Here is a 15,751-nt window from a genome sequence, read left to right on the forward strand (position 1 = left end):
GGGGGGGGTGGTGCGGGACTCGAGGGGACTGTACGTACGTTCGGGGGGACAGCACAAACTGGGTGCCTGCGGGGCATGGCCGGGTGGCGCCCCGGGGAGGGCGACCGCCGCCCGGACCCGAGGTGTCCGGGCAGCGGTCGCCGCGCTCACACCGAAGCCGTCAGGCGAGGGCGCCGATCAGCATGAAGGCGGCCACCGCGAGCAGGAGGACGGCGAAGGCCCGCTGCAGTGCCGCGCCGGAGAGCTTGGCCGCAAGCCGTTTGCCGTCCCAGGCGCCGAGGACGGCGGCGCCCACGAACGGCCCGAAGACCGCCGGGTCGACGGAGATGTCCGTGACCGTCAGGCGGGTTCCGAGGGAGACCATCGAGTTGACGACGATGACGACCAGGCTGGTACCGACGGCCTTGCGCATCGGCAGCCGGAGCACCGACACCAGCGCGGGCACCGCGAGGAAGCCGCCGCCGACTCCCAGCAGGCCGGTCACCGCCCCGAGGCCCGCGCCGGCCGCGACCGTGCCCAGGTGGCCGTCCCGGCCGGCCGGTGTCGCGGACGGAGCGACGGCACCGCCGCCGTCCCCGACCTCCCCGCCTTCCCCTGCCTCCCCGCCTTCCGCGGCCTCCCCGGCCGGCACGTGCCGCGCGGTTCGGGTGCCGCTTCGGGCGCCGCGCAGCATCACCGCGGCGGCCAGCGCGGCCAGGACGGCGAACGCGGAGGTCAGCACCGGCTGCGGGATGCGGTGGGCGAGCATGGACGCCCCGATGGCGGGGAGCACCCCGGCCGCGGCGAACAGTGCGCCGGTGCGCCACTGGACGGCGCCGGTGCCGGCGTGGCGGGTCAGTGCGGTGACGGAGGTGGCGGTGACGATGACCAGGCTGGTGGTCCCGGCGTCGGAGGGCGACAGGCCCAGCAGGTACACCAGGGCCGGGACCGCGAGCACTCCCCCGCCGCCGCCCAGCGCGCCGAGGGCCACGCCGACCACGGCTCCACAGAGCAGAGCGGTGATCAGGACGCTCACGCCGTGACGCCGTCCGCGGCCCGGTCGGCGGGGCGCACGACCTCGCCGTGCCAGGCGGCGAAGCCGCCGCGCAGGTCGACGGCCTCGAAGCCGCGGGCGCGCAGCACGGACGCGGCCACCGAGGAGCGGTTGCCGCCCGCGCAGATGACGGTCAGCGGCCGATCGGTCGGCAGTTCGCCCAGGCGGGCGAGCAGTTCGGGCAGCGGGAGGAGCCGGGCACCGGGGAGGGTGCCCTTGTCCTGTGTCTCGCCCGGGCCGCGTACGTCCAACAGCGTGAAGTCGGCTTCACCCTCGGCGAGTTGGCCGGCGAGGGAGCCGGCGAGGGCGCGGGCGAGGTCGTCGGCGTCCACGCGCGCGACCGAGGTCAGGTGCGCGGTATCGATCGCCTCGACGGCGGTGCCCAGGGCGCCCAGGACGCGGTCGAAGCCGATCCGGGCCAGGCGGGTCCGGGCCTCGGTCGCCGTGTCCGGGTCGCCGCACAGGATGACGGCGTCCTGGGCCTCGAGCACCTGGCCGGCGAGTTCGGCGAACCGGCCGCCGAGGGGGATGTTGACCGCGCCGTGCAGGTGGGCGGCGGCGAACGCCTCCGGATCCCTGGTGTCCAGCACGGTGGCGCCGCCCGCCCGGGCCTGGAGGAACGCCTCCAGGGTGAGCGGCGGGACGGGGGTGTCCTCGTCCAGGACCGGACGGGCCTGGCGGTTGCGCACCGAGGTGAACGCGAAGTAGGCGGGCGCGGCGGGCTGGCCGGCGGTCACCACCGCGACGAACTCGTCCTCGGTCATGTCGGCCAGGGCGTAGTTGCCGCGGCGCTGGTTGCCGATCGTGCAGCTCAGCGCGGTGGAGAGGTTCTTGCCGCAGGCCGAGCCGGCGCCGTGCGCCGGGTGGACGCGCGTGTCGTCGGGGAGGGTCAGCAGGGCCCGGGTGGAGCGGTACAGCAGGCGGGCCATCTCCTCGGCGGACCGGCCGCGCGAACTGAGCAGGTCGGGGCGGCCGACGTCGCCGATGAACAGCGTGTCGCCGGTGAGCACACCGAACGGGACGGCGTCACCGGCGTGTTCGCGCACGACGACGCAGATCGACTCGGGGGTGTGGCCCGGGGTGTGCAGGATCTCCAGGTCGACCTCGCCGAGGCCGAGCCGCTCGCCGTCGCCCAGGGGGTCGGTGTCGAAGCCCAGCACGGCGGCGGAGCCGTAGGAGATGCGCGCGCCGGTGCGCTCGGCGAGTTCCAGGTGGCCGGAGAGGAAGTCCGCGTGGATGTGGGTCTCGATGACCCGCTCGATGGTCAGTCCGTACTGTTCGGCGGTGGTGAGGTACTCGCGGACGTCGCGCTGGGGGTCGACCACGACGGCCCGGCCGGTGGTGCGGTCACCGACGAGGTACGAGGCATGGGAGAGACAGTCGAGGTAGAACTGCACGAAGACCAGTGGTCCGGCGGGCGTCGTCATCCGGGGCTCCTGAGGGTGGAGGGTGGTTGCGCCCCGCGGCCTTGAGGGCGGGGCGTGGGTACGGGCGGGTACGGGTACGGACGGGCGTGAGTGCGGGCGGGTGCGGGTGCGGGCGGGATGTCGCCCGGCGGCACGCCGTGGGCGCGCGGAGGGCCGCGCCGGCGGGAGGCCCGAGTGGTGGGCCGTACGGGAGATCCGGGGCGCGCGGGCGCCCTGGGGTGCGTGACGGCGGGGGTCAGGCAAGCCCGCGGAGCATGAGGTTCCAGTAGAGGAAGGGCAGCCCGCGCCGCTTGAGGTACCACATGTCGGTGCGCTCGCGGACGGTGTCGATCACCGGGATCGACGGGGCGGGCCGCCCGCTGTAGTCGAACTCGGCGAGCAGCATCTTGTTGCGGGCGGTGGTCAGCGGGCAGGAGGCGTAGCCGTCGTACGCGGCCCCGGGCTCCCGGCCGTCGAGGGTGGCGAGGAGGTTCTCGACGAGCACCGGGGCCTGCTTGCGCACCGCGGCGCCGGTCTTGGAGTTCGGGGAGGATCCGGCGTCGCCGAGCGCCCACACGTTGGGGTAACGGACGTGCCGCATGGTGTGCTTGTCGATCTCGACGTAGCCGGCCGGGTCGTCGGCACCGGCGAGCGGGCCGCGCTTGATCCAGTCCGGGGCGCTCTGCGGCGGCACCAGGTGGGCGACGTCGTACGGCAGGGTCGTCCTGCCCCCGGTCCCCAGATCGGTGACGACGACCTCGCGGGCCTCCGGGCGCACCTCGGTGACCTCGCTCCCGTAGTGGACCTTGATTCCGTACCGGCGCACCACGCCTTCGAGGACGCGGGCGAACTCGGGGACGCCGAAGATGGCGGTACCGGGGATCACCAGGTGGACGTCGATCCTGCCGAGCACGCCTTCCCCGCGCCAGTGGTCGGCTGCCAGGTAGGCGATCTTCTGCGGGGCGCCGCCGCACTTGATGGCTCCCGCGGGCATGCTGAACACCGCGCTGCCGGAGCGGGTCCCGCGAATGAAGCGCCAGGTCGCGGGGGCGTGCTGCGGCAGGTAGTTGCTGGACAGTCCGTCCTGGCCGAGCCCGGCCTCCAGGCCCGGTATCCGGTCCCAGTCCAGCTGGATGCCGGGGCAGACCACGAGGTGGTCGTAGGAGACCGTGCCGCCGTCGTCCAGCGTCACCTCCCGGGCCTCGGGGTCGACGGCGACCGCGGCGCGGCGTATCCACTGCACGCCCTTCGGCATGACGGACGCCTGGGGCCGGATGCTCTCCGCCAGCGGCGCCCGGCCTCCGCCGACCAGCGTCCACAGCGGCTGGTAGTAGTGATGACCGCTCGGATCGAGCACCGCGACGTCCCGCTGGCCGGCGCGGCGCAGCCGGGCCGCTACCGATATCCCCGCGGTCCCGCCGCCGATGATCACGATCCGGTGATGCCTGGTTATCAAGTGGACCTCCCTGGCGAAATGTACGGACATTAAGCTAGGTCGGACCCGCCACGGGCCGCAAGCCATTGTCCGTACATTTGCCTCCGGGGCACGGCGCCGCCCTGATCGACCTCCACGGGCGGCGTCCGGCCGATGTGCCGAACGGGACTTGCGCGGATTCCCCGACACCAGGCAGGGCGTGATGACACGATGAACGGGCCATGGTCGGGCCCGACTTGGAGGTCGTCGTTGCCGGGTGACAAGCGGAGTGTCCAGGAGAGAGCCGTGCCCACCGCACGGATCACCCCCGGCGACTTCCCCACCAGCCCGCTCGCCCTGCGCTTCGCCGACCCCGCCGGACAGGCCACGGCCCGCGCCTTCGCCACCGAGCAGGCGGAGGCCGCCACCGAAGCGGCCGGCCGGCTGGCCCGGATGTGGGAGACCGCCGCGGACCGGCCCGCCCGGGCCGCCGCGCTGGCCACCGTCCACGCGCGGCTGGTCGACTGGCGCTACCGCCTCGCCGTCACGATGGGCCCGCCTCCCGGCATCGCCGGCACCGCCTTCAACCCGGAGCGCTTCCGCACCCCGATCCGGGAGGGCGACACCAACTACGACCGCCTCGGCGAGGTCGGCCGTCTGCGCGAGGGCGCTCGATGGGACCGGACCACCCGCACCTACACCGGCGGCCGCGCGACCCCGGCCTGGGAAGCCATGCTCCGCTACGGCCGTCTCGCCGAGCAGCGCTTCGCCGCCGAAAGCGTCACGGGCGACATCCTCCAGAACCGGGTGCTCCTGCCGGACGGACGGCGGATCGCCGGCAACCGCCTCCTGCGGGGCGACGCCGCCCGCCGCACCGACGCCGAACTCGTCGCCCGGTACGCGGCCCGGGGCCTGGACACCTCCTGGATCGAGAGCGGCGGCACGCCGATCTACACCGCCACCCCCGCGCCCCGGGACGGCGCCGTCCTGCACGCCGCCGCCCTGGACCTCCTGGCCCGCCCCCGCCTCACCACCGAGGACTACCTGCTGGCCCGCTACCTGCTCTTCCAGGCCCCGCGGACCAAGAAGGGGAGCGACGCCGTGACCAGGACGTTCGTCGTCGCGGTCGGCGCCGTCGCCCTTCCCGGCACCGTACCCGCCCTGCCCGAGGACATCGACCTGCGCAGCTACGTCCTCGGCCAGCCCCGCTTCCGCCCGTAGCCGGGCGGCGCCCGCACGGCTCGCCGGCGGCCCCCGGTCGGCCCCCGCCCGAACGCGCCCCCGGACCCGACCTGCCCCCGGACCCAGGATAATGATCTTGTTTGTCGGGCGGGGCCGAGCGAGGACGGGCGGCATGCGGATCAAGGTTCTGGGGCCTCTCCAGGTCGTACGAGGAGCGGACGGGTGCACCGTCGAGGTCGGCGGGGCGCGGCTGCGGCTGCTGCTGGTCCGACTGGCCCTCGACCCCGGGCGGGTGGTCACCCGCGAGCGGCTGGTCGACGACCTCTGGGGGGACACGCCACCGGACGAGCCCGCCGGCGCCGTGCAGTCCCTGGTCTCCCGGCTCCGCCGGGCGCTGGGGACGGACCGGACGGTGATCGGCTCGCATCCCGCCGGGTACCTGCTCGACCTGCCCCGGGCGAGCGTGGACGCCTGGGACTTCGAGCAGCGCGTGACGGCCGGGCGGGCGGCGCTGGCAGCGGGCGGGTTCGCCGAGGCGGCCACCGTGCTGGGCGAGGCGGTGAAGCTGTGGCGCGGGGCGCCGTTCACGGACGCCGAGGGCGCCGGATTCGCCGCCGCGCCGGCGGCCCGGCTGACCGAACTGCGGCTGTCGGCGGCCGAGGACCACGCGGACGCGGTCCTCGCGCTCGGCGCGGCCGACCGGGTACCGGGGCTGGTCGCGGAGCTCACCGAACTCTGCGCGGCCAACCCGCTGCGCGAGCGGGCCGCGGCCCGTCTGATGCGCGCGCTGGAGACGAACGGGCAGCAGGCCGCGGCGCTGGAGGTGTTCGAGCGCACCCGGCGGGCGCTGGCCGGGGAACTGGGCGCCGACCCGTCCGCCGAACTGCGGGACGTCCACCTGCGGGTGCTGTCCGGCACCGAGCCGCCGAGGTCGGGACCTGCCCCCGCGCCCGTCGGCAGCCCGGCCGGACGCGCCGCACTGCCCACCTGGCTGACCGGCCTGGTCGGCCGCGACGACGCGGTGACGGCGGTCCGGGACCGGCTCGGCCGGTCGCGCCTGGTGACGCTCACCGGGCCGGGCGGCGTCGGCAAGACCCGGCTGGCGGTCGCGGCCGCGGCCGCCGCTCCTGTCGGAACCGACGTACGGCTGGCGGAACTGGCCGATGTCAGCGCCCCCCACGTCAGCGCCCCCCACGTCAGCGCCCCCGACGTCAACGCCCCCGATGTCAGCACCCCCGACGCGGTGGCCCGGGCCGTCCTGACGGCGGTCCGTCCGCCGCAGGACTCCGGAGTGCCGGCGGACGGACTGCCCGCAGGCACCCCGGCCGGCGATCCGGTCGACCGCATCGTCCGCGCGTTGGAGGGCCGCGAGACCCTGCTCGTCCTGGACAACTGCGAACACGTGGCCGAGGCCGCGGCCCGGCTGGCCCACCGACTGCTGACGGCCGTGCCGGGCCTCACCGTGCTGGCCACCAGCCGGGAACCGCTCGGGCTGACCGGCGAGACCCTCTGGCCGGTCCCCCCGCTCGCCGTACCCCCGCCGGCCACCACCGCGCAGGAGGCGCTCGCCCACCCCGCCGTCGCCCTGTTCGCCGAACGGGCCGCCGCGGCGGCCCCTGACTTCACCCTCGACCGGAACACCGTCGAACCCGTCGTCCGGATCTGCCGGGAACTGGACGGCCTCCCGCTCGCCCTGGAGCTGGCGGCGGCACGACTGCGTTCCCTCGGCCCCGGGCACCTCGCGGCGCGGCTGCACGACCGGCTCCGGCTGCTGGACCGTGGCCCCCGCAGCGCCCCCGGCCGGCATCGCACGCTGCGCGCCGTCATCGGCTGGAGCTGGGACCTGCTCGACGAGGACGAACGCGTCCTGCTGCGGCGGCTGTCGGTGTTCGCCGGCGGGGCGCTCCTGTCCGACGCCCACCGGGTCTGCTCCGGCCGTTGGCCGGGCGGTCCGGCACCGGACGTTGTGGCCGTGGAGGACCTGCTGGCGTCCCTGGTCGAGAAATCCCTGGTGGTGACCACCGGACGGGGCGGCGGGCCGCTGCGGTTCCGGCTGCTGGAGACCGTTCGCGAGTACGCCGCCGAACAGCTCGTCGCGGCCGGGGAGGCGGACCGGACCGGCGCCGAGCACCTGGGCCGCTACCTCGCCCTCGCCGAGACCGCCGAACCCCGGTTGCGCACGGACGACCAGCTGAACCGGCTGGCCCGGCTGGACGCCGAGCACCTCAACCTGGACACGGCGCTGCGCCGGGCGGTCGCCGTCGGCCCGCCGGAGCACGCGCTGCGGTTGGCGGCCGCCCGGGTCTGGCCGTGGCTGATGCGCGGTCAGGGACACGAGGCCGGTGAGTGGACGACGGCCGTCCTCGCGGCTCACGGCCACACCCCGCCGCCCGGCCTGAAGCAGGCGCACGCGCTGTGCGTGATCCTCTCCGGGCTCACCGCGCCACTGCGGGATCCGGACGGGACGGCGGTCCCGGCCGAGGCGATGGGGCAGGCGTTGGTCACGGCGCTGGAGGCCGACCACCCGGTCGCGCTCGGGGCAGCGCTCCTGCTGGCCCTGGGCGGGCCGCCCGGGGCCACGAGCGCGGCGGCGGAGCGGTTCCTCGGGCATCCCGACGCCTGGGTCCGGGCCGGCGCCCATCTGGCGCTCGGCCGCATCGAGCTGGGCGCCGGCCGGATCGCGGAGGCCGAACACGGTCTGCGGACCGCGGTGGACGGCTTCCGGGCGCTCGGTGACCGCTGGGGCCTGGCGATGGCCCTGGTCACGCTGGCCGCGCTGCTGTCCGTCACCGGCGCGGCCGACGAGGCGCTGACCGCCCTCCTCCAGGCCCGCGACTGCGACGCCCGGATGGGCGGCGCCGGCGATGCCCCGCTGCCGCTGCTGCTGTCCGGCCGGCTGCGGACCCGGAACGGCGAGCCGGACGCGGCCCGGGCCGACCTGGAACGCGCGCTGGCCGCCGCGGTACGGGCGCGGGACCCGCACCTCCAGGCCGCGTCCCGCTACGCGCTCGGTGAACTCGCCAGAAGGACCGGCGACTTGACGGCGGCGCTGCGCGACCAGCAGGAGACGGTACGGAGGCTGGAGCGCCTCTCCCCGGCCGACGCCACGGCTCCCACCCGGCGGCACCTGCTCGCCCTGCTGCACACCAGCCTGGGCCGCATCCGGCTTCGCCTGCGCATGCCCGAGCAGGCCGGCCCGCTGCACCGCCGGGCGCTGGAGCTGGCCGCGGACAGCGGTGACCGGCCGGTCCGCGCCGACGTGCTGGAGGGCTTCGCCGAGTACTGCCTGGCCCGGGGCGAGCCGGCCCGGGGCGCGGCCGCACTGGGCGCGGCGTACGCGCTGCGCGGGGCCCATGACGCGGGCGACCCGGAGCTGCGCGCCGTCCTGGACGGCTGCGCCGAGGCGCTCGGTGAGGACGGCTTCCGCAGCGCCTGGGAGCGCGGCCGGGCGCTGTCGCGACCGGAGTCGCTGGCCCGGGAGGCAGGCTGACGGTTCCGCCGGGACGGTCTACGAGGGAACGTCCGACGGCCCGCACGGCGGACAGGCCCGCACGGCCCCTCTGCCGGGGCCGTGCGGACCGGTCGGCTCAGCCCGCGAAGGGCTGCCGGTCGGCTGCGCAGACCGTCCCGCGCGCCGGGAGCACCCCGTCGATCAGGTAGCGCGTCTCGTACCCGGCCGCGCAGCCGCTGGGGTTGGCCAGGACCGTGTGGCCGTAGCCGTCGACGGTCAGCAGTTCGGCGCGGGCGAGCGACCGGGCCATGGCGCGGGACCCCTCGTACGGCATGCCCGGGTCCCCGGTGTTGGCGACGACCAGGATCGGCCGGGCGGTCCGGTGGTTCCACGGGCCGTCGTAGCGGTCGCGGTCCCGGACGGGCCAGTCGGCGCAGCGCTCCGCGGCCCAGGCGAAGTACGGGCCGACCTCGCCGGAACGGGAGCGGGCGGATGCCGCCTGGGCCGGGTAGTCGGCACCGGCCGGCGGGTTGGCGCTGTCCGAGCACATCACCGCGAGCACCTGGTCGGGGGACGTGTGGGAGACGGGCGGCAGCGGCGCGGCGGGTGCCTCGGTGGCGGTCCACAGGGCCTGGAGCGTGTCCCCGAGCCGGGACCAGCCCGTGCCGGGCAGGCCGGGGACGGGGTTCGCCGCGTAGAGCGAGAGGACCGTCCTCTCCAGGGCCGAACCGGCGGTGAAGGTCGTGCCGGAGACGGCGACCGGCCGGGTCCGCAGCCGCTGGAGCAGCTCGGCGAACCGGGCACGCGTGGCGGTGGCCGTCCCGCTGGAGAAGGCGCACGCCTGCGGGCCGACCTGACCGCAGCGGTCCAGGAAGGCGTCGAGGATCCGGCCGGCGGCCAGGTCGTTGCCGTTGCGCAGGAGGGTGCCTTCGGCCGCGGCCTGCCCGTTCCGGCCGGTGGACCAGGCCACCGGGTCCATGGCGCTGTCCAGGACCATGGCGCGGACCCGGCCGGGGAACAGGTTGGCGTAGGTGGCACCCAGGTAGCTGCCGTACGAGGTGCCCAGGTAGCTGAGCTGCCGGTCGCCGACCGCGCGGCGCAGCAGGTCCATGTCCCGGGCGACGTTCGCGGTGGAGACGTGGGACAGCAGGGCGGCGTCACGGGCCCCGCACTGTCGCCCGAGGCTCCGGTAGGCGTCGGTCCACGCCCGCTGCTGGACGGCGCCCTCGGGGTAGCCGGCCGCGGTGCCGGCCAGCAGGGCCTGCTCGTCCGCCGGGTTCTCGAAGCACTGGACGCCGGCGCTGCCGCCGGTGCCCCGCGGGTCGAAGCCGATGATGTCGAAGCGCGCGCGGACCTCCTCGGGGAAGAGGCCGAGCATCGCGGGCAGGGCCGCGGTGCCGGGCACGGCCGGGCCGCCGGGGTTATAGAACAGCGAGCCGATCCGGTGGGCGGGGTCGCTCGCCGGGTGCCGGACGACGGAGAGCTCCAGGCCCGCCCCGCGCGGGTCGTGGTGGTCGAGCGGGACGCGGGCGCTCGCGCACTCGAAGCCGTCCCCGCAGCTCGCCCAGTCGAGCCGCGGCACCGGGGCGGTGTCCGCGGCGGCGGAAGCGGACGCGGGGGCCGTCGCGGCCAGCAGGGCGGCGGCGGAAGCGGACGCGGGGGCCGTCGCGGCCAGCAGGGCGGCGGCCACCGCGCCCGCGCCCAGACGCCAGGCGGTCGCCGCGCGGTGCCCCGCCGTGCGGGACGCCCTCGGCCGGCGGCGGCCCTCGACGGGGCCGGTGGGACGGGATGTGCGAGTCATACGGGAGTCCTTTCGTCCGTGGCCGGGCAGTCGCGCGCTTCTCGGTCGCGGCGCTCCTCCCGACACGTCCCACCGTTCCGCACCTCGCTGGCAGACCCCTGGCAGACCGCTGGCAGCCTCCCCGGCCGGCAGGCCTGCGGCTCACCCGTCGCGGGGGGGCACGGCCGGCGGGCGGCCGCGCCCCGGCCCCGAGGGGGCGCGGCCCCGCCGCGGGCGGCGCGCAGTGGCGCGGATCACAGCGGGTCGGGCGGGGTCGGCGAAATGCGGGGGCCGCCTGGGTGGTTGGCACGGGCGACCGCTTCCGCCCCGGCGCACGCCATCGCTGCCGCTACCGCGAGGAATCCCATGACCGTCACCGAGAACCCGGCCTCCCGCGCGGCCGGGATCCTGTCCCGGCCCGTCACGATCAACGGGCTGACCGTGCCCAACCGCATCGCGATGGCGCCGATGACGCGCAGGTTCTCCCCCGGCGGCGTACCCGGTGAGGACGTGCGCTCGTACTACGCCCGCCGCGCCGCCGCGGGCGTGGGCCTGATCGTCACCGAGGGCACGTACGTCGGCCACGAGTCGGCCGGCCAGAGCGACGACATCCCGCGCTTCCACGGCGAGGAGCAGCTGGCCGGGTGGGCCCGCGTCGCCGAGGACGTCCACGCGGCGGGCGGCACCATCGTGCCGCAGCTCTGGCACATCGGCATGGTGCGCAAGCAGGGCGACCCGCCGTTCGCCGACGCCCCCGCCGTCGGCCCGTCCGGGATCCGGCTGGACGGGACCGAGGGAACCGGGCGGGCGATGACCCGGGCCGACCTGGACGCCGTCATCGGCGCGTTCGCCGAGGCCGCCGCGGCCGCCGAGCGGATCGGCTTCGACGGCGTGGAACTGCACGGCGCGCACGGCTACCTGCTCGACCAGTTCCTGTGGGCGGGCACCAACCGCCGCACCGACGCCTACGGGGGCGACGCGGTCGCCCGGACGGCGTTCACGGCCGAGCTCGTCGCCGCGGTGCGCGAGGCCGTCTCCCCGGAGTTCCCGGTGATCTTCCGCTACTCGCAGTGGAAGTCGGAGAACTACGAGGCCCGCCTCGCCGAGACCCCCCAGGAGCTGGAGGCGATCCTCGCCCCGCTCGCCGCGGCCGGCGTCGACGCCTTCCACGCCTCGACCCGCCGCTACTGGGTCCCCGAGTTCGAGGACTCGGACCTCAACCTCGCCGGCTGGACCAGGAAGCTCACCGGCCGCCCCGCCATCACCGTCGGCTCGGTCGGCCTCGACGGCGACTTCGTCCGCGCGTTCGCGGGCGAGGGCTCCCCGGTCCGTGGCATCGACAACCTGCTCGACCGGCTGGAGCGCGACGAGTTCGACCTGGTCGCCGTCGGCCGCGCCCTGCTCCAGGATCCGCAGTGGGCCGCCAAGGTTCTCTCCGGCCGCTTCGACGACCTGCGCCCCTACGACGCCGCCGCGATCCGCACCCTGAGCTGACCACCGCGCCCGAGGGTCCGGCCGCACCGCGCGTGCGGCCGGGTCCGGCGGGCCGGGCTAGGCCCGACCCCGGGCCGCACTGCTCCACAACCCGGCTGCCCGGCAGCCGAGTTGGCGGGCCGGCCCTCGCGTCGGCACGCGTCCGGCGCGACCCCCGCACTGCGACCCCGGGCAAACGGCCCCACCCTACCCGGACGTGCCGCCGCCCGTCGGGGAACCGGGGAGGATGTGTCAAGGTCCCGGCAACAGGACCCCGGCCATGCGCGTCGCCGCCGCCGATCCGCTAGCGTGGGACGCTCCCCGACCGACACCCCTTCCTGGAGCACAGCGCCGTGTCCGACAGCTTCGCGCACCTGCACGTCCACACCGAGTACTCGATGCTGGACGGGGCGGCGAAGAACGGCAAGCTCTTCGCCGAGGCGGAGAGACAGGGCATGCCCGCCATCGCGATGAGCGACCACGGCAACATGTTCGGCGCCTACGAGTTCTTCCACTCCGCCGCGAAGACCGGGGTGAAGCCGATCATCGGCATCGAGGCGTACGTCGCCCCGGCCTCCCGCTTCCTGAAGAAGCAGGTGTTCTGGTCGCCGGGCGGCCAGCGCCCGTCCGGCGCCGACGGCGAGGGCGGCAAGGACGTCTCCGGTGGCGGCCGTTACACCCACATGACCATGTGGGCACAGAACGCCACCGGTCTGCGGAACCTCTTCAAGCTCTCCTCGCTCGCGTCGATGGAGGGCTACTACATGAAGCCCCGGATGGACCGCGAGCTGATCGCCGCCAACGCGACCGGCATCATCGCCACCACCGGCTGCCCCTCCGGCGAGGTGCAGACCCGGCTACGGCTCGGGCAGTACGAGGAGGCCGTGAAGGCGGCCGGCGCCTACCAGGACATCTTCGGGAAGGAGAACTACTTCCTGGAGCTGATGGACCACGACCTGTCCATCGAGAAGGACGTCCGCGAGGACCTGCTGCGCCTGGCCAAGCAGTTGGACATCCCGCTGCTGGCCACCAACGACTCGCACTACGTGACCGCCGACCAGGCCGACGCCCACGACAGCCTGCTCTGCGTCGGTGTGGGCAAGAACAAGGACGACCCGAACCGGTTCAAGTTCAACGGCAGCGGCTACTACGTGAAGACCGCCGAGGAGATGCGCGAGCTCTTCCGCGAACTGCCGGAGGCCTGCGACAACACGCTCGCGATCGCCGAGCGGGTCGAGTCGTACGACGAGGTCTTCAACTACGTCGACCGGATGCCGCAGTTCGACGTGCCGGAGGGCGAGACCCAGGCCTCGTTCCTGCGCCAGAAGATCGCCGCCGGCCTCAAGCACCGCTACGGCGACAACCCGAGCCAGGAGGTGCTGGACCGGGTCGAGCTGGAGATGGGCGTCATCTCCCCGATGGGCTTCGACGCCTACTTCCTCGTGGTCGCCGACATCTGCCAGTACGCCCGGGACAACGGCATCCCGGTCGGCCCGGGCCGAGGCTCGGCAGCCGGCTCGATGGTCTCCTACCTGACCCGGATCACCGAGCTGGACCCGCTGGAGCACGACCTGCTGTTCGAGCGGTTCCTGAACCCCGAGCGCATCAACCCCCCGGACGTCGACATCGACTTCGACGACCGCCAGCGCGACCAGATGGTGCGCTACGTCACCGAGAAGTACGGCTCCGCCTACACCGCCCAGGTCAACACCTTCGGCACGATCAAGGCCAAGGCCGCCGTCAAGGACGCCAACCGCATCCTCGGCTACCCGTTCGCGATGGGCGACCGGATCACCAAGGCGATGCCGCCGGACGTCATGGGCAAGGGCGTCCCGCTGGCGGACCTCTTCAACGAGAAGCACCCGCGGTACAACGAGGGCACCGAGATCCGCTCGCTGTACGAGAACGAGTCCGACGTCAAGAAGATCATCGACACCGGACTGGGCATCGAGGGCCTGATCCGCGGCACCGGTGTGCACGCCGCCGCCGTCATCCTCTCCTCGACGCCGCTGCTCGACCTCATCCCGCTGCACATGCGGGACAAGGACGGCGTGATCATCACCGGCTTCGACTACCCGTCGTGCGAAGCCATGGGCCTGATCAAGATGGACTTCCTGGGGCTTCGGAACCTGGGCATCATCGATCACTGCATCAAGATCGTCAAGGCCAACCGGGGCGTGGACGTCGACATCGAGAAGATCCCGATCGACGACCCCACCACCTACCAGCTGCTGGCCCGCGGCGACACCCTCGGCGTGTTCCAGCTCGACGGCGGCCCCATGCGCGCCCTGCTCAAGCTGATGAAGCCCACCGAGTTCGCCGACATCTCCGCCGTCTCCGCGCTCTACCGGCCCGGCCCGATGGGCATGAACTCCCACACCAACTACGCGCTCCGCAAGAACGCCCAGCAGGAGATCATCCCGATCCACCCCGAGCTGGAGGAGCCGCTGAAGGACGTCCTCGGCCCCACCTACGGCCTCATCGTCTACCAGGAGCAGGTCCAGCGCGCCGCCCAGGTGCTCGCCGGCTACTCGCTCGGCCAGGCCGACCTGCTCCGCCGCGCGATGGGCAAGAAGAAGAAGGAGGTGCTGGAGAAGGAGTTCGTCCCCTTCCACGCCGGCTGCAAGGAGCGCGGCTACTCCGACGAGGCCATCCAGGCGGTCTGGGACGTCCTGGTCCCGTTCGCCGGCTACGCGTTCAACAAATCGCACTCCGCCGCGTACGGCCTGGTCTCCTACCAGACCGCCTACCTCAAGGCCAACTACCCCGCGGAGTACATGGCCGCGCTGCTCACCTCGGTCGCCGATGACAAGGACAAGATGGCGGTCTACCTGGCCGAGTGCCGGCAGATGGGCATCAAGATCCTCTCCCCCGACGTCAACGAGTCCGTGGTCGACTTCACCGCCGTCGGCAGCGACGTCCGGTTCGGCCTCAAGGCCGTGCGCAACGTCGGCGTACCCGTGATCGAGTCCCTGGTGCGCACCCGCGGCGAGCAGGGCAAGTACACCTCCTTCGCCGACTTCCTGGACAAGGTCGAACTGGTGGTGTGCAACAAGCGCACCGTCGACTCCCTCGTCAAGGCGGGCGCCTTCGACTCCCTCGGCCACACCCGGCTATCGCTCAGCACCGTGCACGAGAGCGCGATCGACGCCGTCACCGGGCTGAAGAAGCAACAGGCCATCGGCCAGGACGACCTCTTCGGCGCCCTCGACACCGGCAACGACGGCCCCGGCATCGGACTGGACTTCCAGCTCACCGAGAACGAATGGCCCCGCCGCCAACTCCTCGCCCTGGAACGCGAGATGCTCGGCCTCTACGTCTCCAGCCACCCGCTCGACGGCGCCGAGCACATCCTCTCCCAGAGCCGCGACACCTCGATCGCCGAACTCCTCGGCTCCGGCCGCTCCGAGGGCGAGGTGCGCCTCTCCGGCCTGATCACCGGCGTCGACCGGCGGATCAACAAGGCCGGCAACGCGTGGGCCATCATCACCCTCGCCGACCGCGACGGCTCCGTCGAGGTGCTGTTCTTCCCCGCGACCTACAACCTGATGGCCGAGCAGATGATCGAGGACAACGTCATCTCGATCCGCGGCCGGCTCAACGAACGCGACGGGTCCCTGAGCGTCTTCGGCCAGGAGATCACCACCCTCGACGTCTCCTCCGCCGAGCTCGGCACCAAGCCGCCGGTGCACATCACCGTCCCGGCCGCCCGGATCAACCCCCAGGTGGTCGCCGAACTCAAGCTCGCCCTCCAGGCCCACCCCGGCGACGTCCCGGTCCGGCTGCGCACCACCAACTGGGACAAGGACACCCTCTACGAGCTCGGATACCGGGTGAACCCGGACAACGGGCTCGCCTCGGACGTCAAGACCCTCCTCGGCAACCGCGCCTGGGTGGGCGCAGCCGTCCGGTCCTGACCGGCGCCGGGCCCCCCCCGAACGGGGCGGAAGGAACCGGCGCGCCCCGGCGGCCCGGACACCGGGGCCCGTAAGCGCTCCCGGGGGCGACCGAC

The 15,751-nt window shown here is 74.2% G+C and carries 8 protein-coding genes; 4 read left to right on the forward strand and 4 right to left on the reverse strand.

Annotation, left to right across the window (positions count from 1 at the left end; translation table 11 throughout):
* Nucleotides 1-160: 160 nt before the first annotated feature.
* From ACWGJO_RS37365 to ACWGJO_RS37375, 3 genes are all read right to left on the reverse strand, one after another.
* Entirely contained in the window at nt 161-1,015 is an 855-nt protein-coding gene (locus ACWGJO_RS37365; RefSeq protein ID WP_452190111.1) for a sulfite exporter TauE/SafE family protein, read from the reverse strand.
* On the reverse strand, nt 1,012-2,460 hold the full coding sequence (locus ACWGJO_RS37370) for an MBL fold metallo-hydrolase (protein WP_452190112.1): 1,449 nt from the start codon (nt 2,458-2,460) through the stop codon (nt 1,012-1,014). The genes ACWGJO_RS37365 and ACWGJO_RS37370 overlap by 4 nt, the downstream gene beginning before the upstream one ends.
* A 235-nt stretch (nt 2,461-2,695) precedes the next feature.
* A complete protein-coding gene (locus ACWGJO_RS37375) occupies nt 2,696-3,895 on the reverse strand; it encodes an FAD-dependent oxidoreductase (protein WP_452190113.1) in 1,200 nt (399 codons plus the stop codon).
* Between the two features lie 264 nt (nt 3,896-4,159).
* Here ACWGJO_RS37375 and ACWGJO_RS37380 point away from each other — a divergent pair, with 264 nt between their 5' ends.
* Entirely contained in the window at nt 4,160-5,074 is a 915-nt protein-coding gene (locus ACWGJO_RS37380; protein ID WP_452190114.1) for a hypothetical protein, read from the forward strand.
* A 133-nt stretch (nt 5,075-5,207) separates the two neighbouring features.
* Nucleotides 5,208-8,525 carry an AfsR/SARP family transcriptional regulator gene (locus ACWGJO_RS37385; RefSeq protein ID WP_452190115.1) on the forward strand — a complete coding sequence of 1,106 codons (3,318 nt, stop codon included), beginning with the start codon at nt 5,208-5,210 and terminating at the stop codon, nt 8,523-8,525.
* A 97-nt stretch (nt 8,526-8,622) separates the two neighbouring features.
* On the opposite strand, the gene ACWGJO_RS37390 is transcribed toward ACWGJO_RS37385, so the two are convergent.
* The gene (locus tag ACWGJO_RS37390) at nt 8,623-10,287 is read right to left on the reverse strand and encodes an alpha/beta hydrolase (RefSeq protein WP_452190116.1); all 1,665 of its coding nucleotides are present in this window, start codon (nt 10,285-10,287) and stop codon (nt 8,623-8,625) included.
* 345 nt (nt 10,288-10,632) lie between these two features.
* Between ACWGJO_RS37390 and ACWGJO_RS37395 the strand changes: the two genes are divergently transcribed.
* Together ACWGJO_RS37395 and dnaE are read left to right on the forward strand one after the other, a co-directional pair.
* Nucleotides 10,633-11,760 carry an NADH:flavin oxidoreductase gene (locus tag ACWGJO_RS37395; RefSeq protein ID WP_380549655.1) on the forward strand — a complete coding sequence of 376 codons (1,128 nt, stop codon included), beginning with the start codon at nt 10,633-10,635 and terminating at the stop codon, nt 11,758-11,760.
* Nucleotides 11,761-12,092: 332 nt separating this feature from the next.
* On the forward strand, nt 12,093-15,656 hold the full coding sequence (dnaE, locus tag ACWGJO_RS37400; RefSeq protein WP_452190117.1) for a DNA polymerase III subunit alpha: 3,564 nt from the start codon (nt 12,093-12,095) through the stop codon (nt 15,654-15,656).
* The last annotated feature ends 95 nt before the right edge of the window (nt 15,657-15,751 follow it).

The sequence above is a fragment of the Kitasatospora sp. NPDC054795 genome (assembly GCF_053611565.1).

Bases quoted from the DNA above. Each gene is read 5' to 3' on its own strand.
- ACWGJO_RS37370 (WP_452190112.1), bottom strand. From the start codon at position 2,460: ATGACGACGCCCGCCGGACCACTGGTCTTCGTGCAGTTCTACCTCGAC.
- ACWGJO_RS37385 (WP_452190115.1), top strand. From the start codon at position 5,208: ATGCGGATCAAGGTTCTGGGGCCTCTCCAGGTCGTACGAGGAGCGGAC.
- ACWGJO_RS37390 (WP_452190116.1), bottom strand. From the start codon at position 10,287: ATGACTCGCACATCCCGTCCCACCGGCCCCGTCGAGGGCCGCCGCCGG.
- ACWGJO_RS37395 (WP_380549655.1), top strand. From the start codon at position 10,633: ATGACCGTCACCGAGAACCCGGCCTCCCGCGCGGCCGGGATCCTGTCC.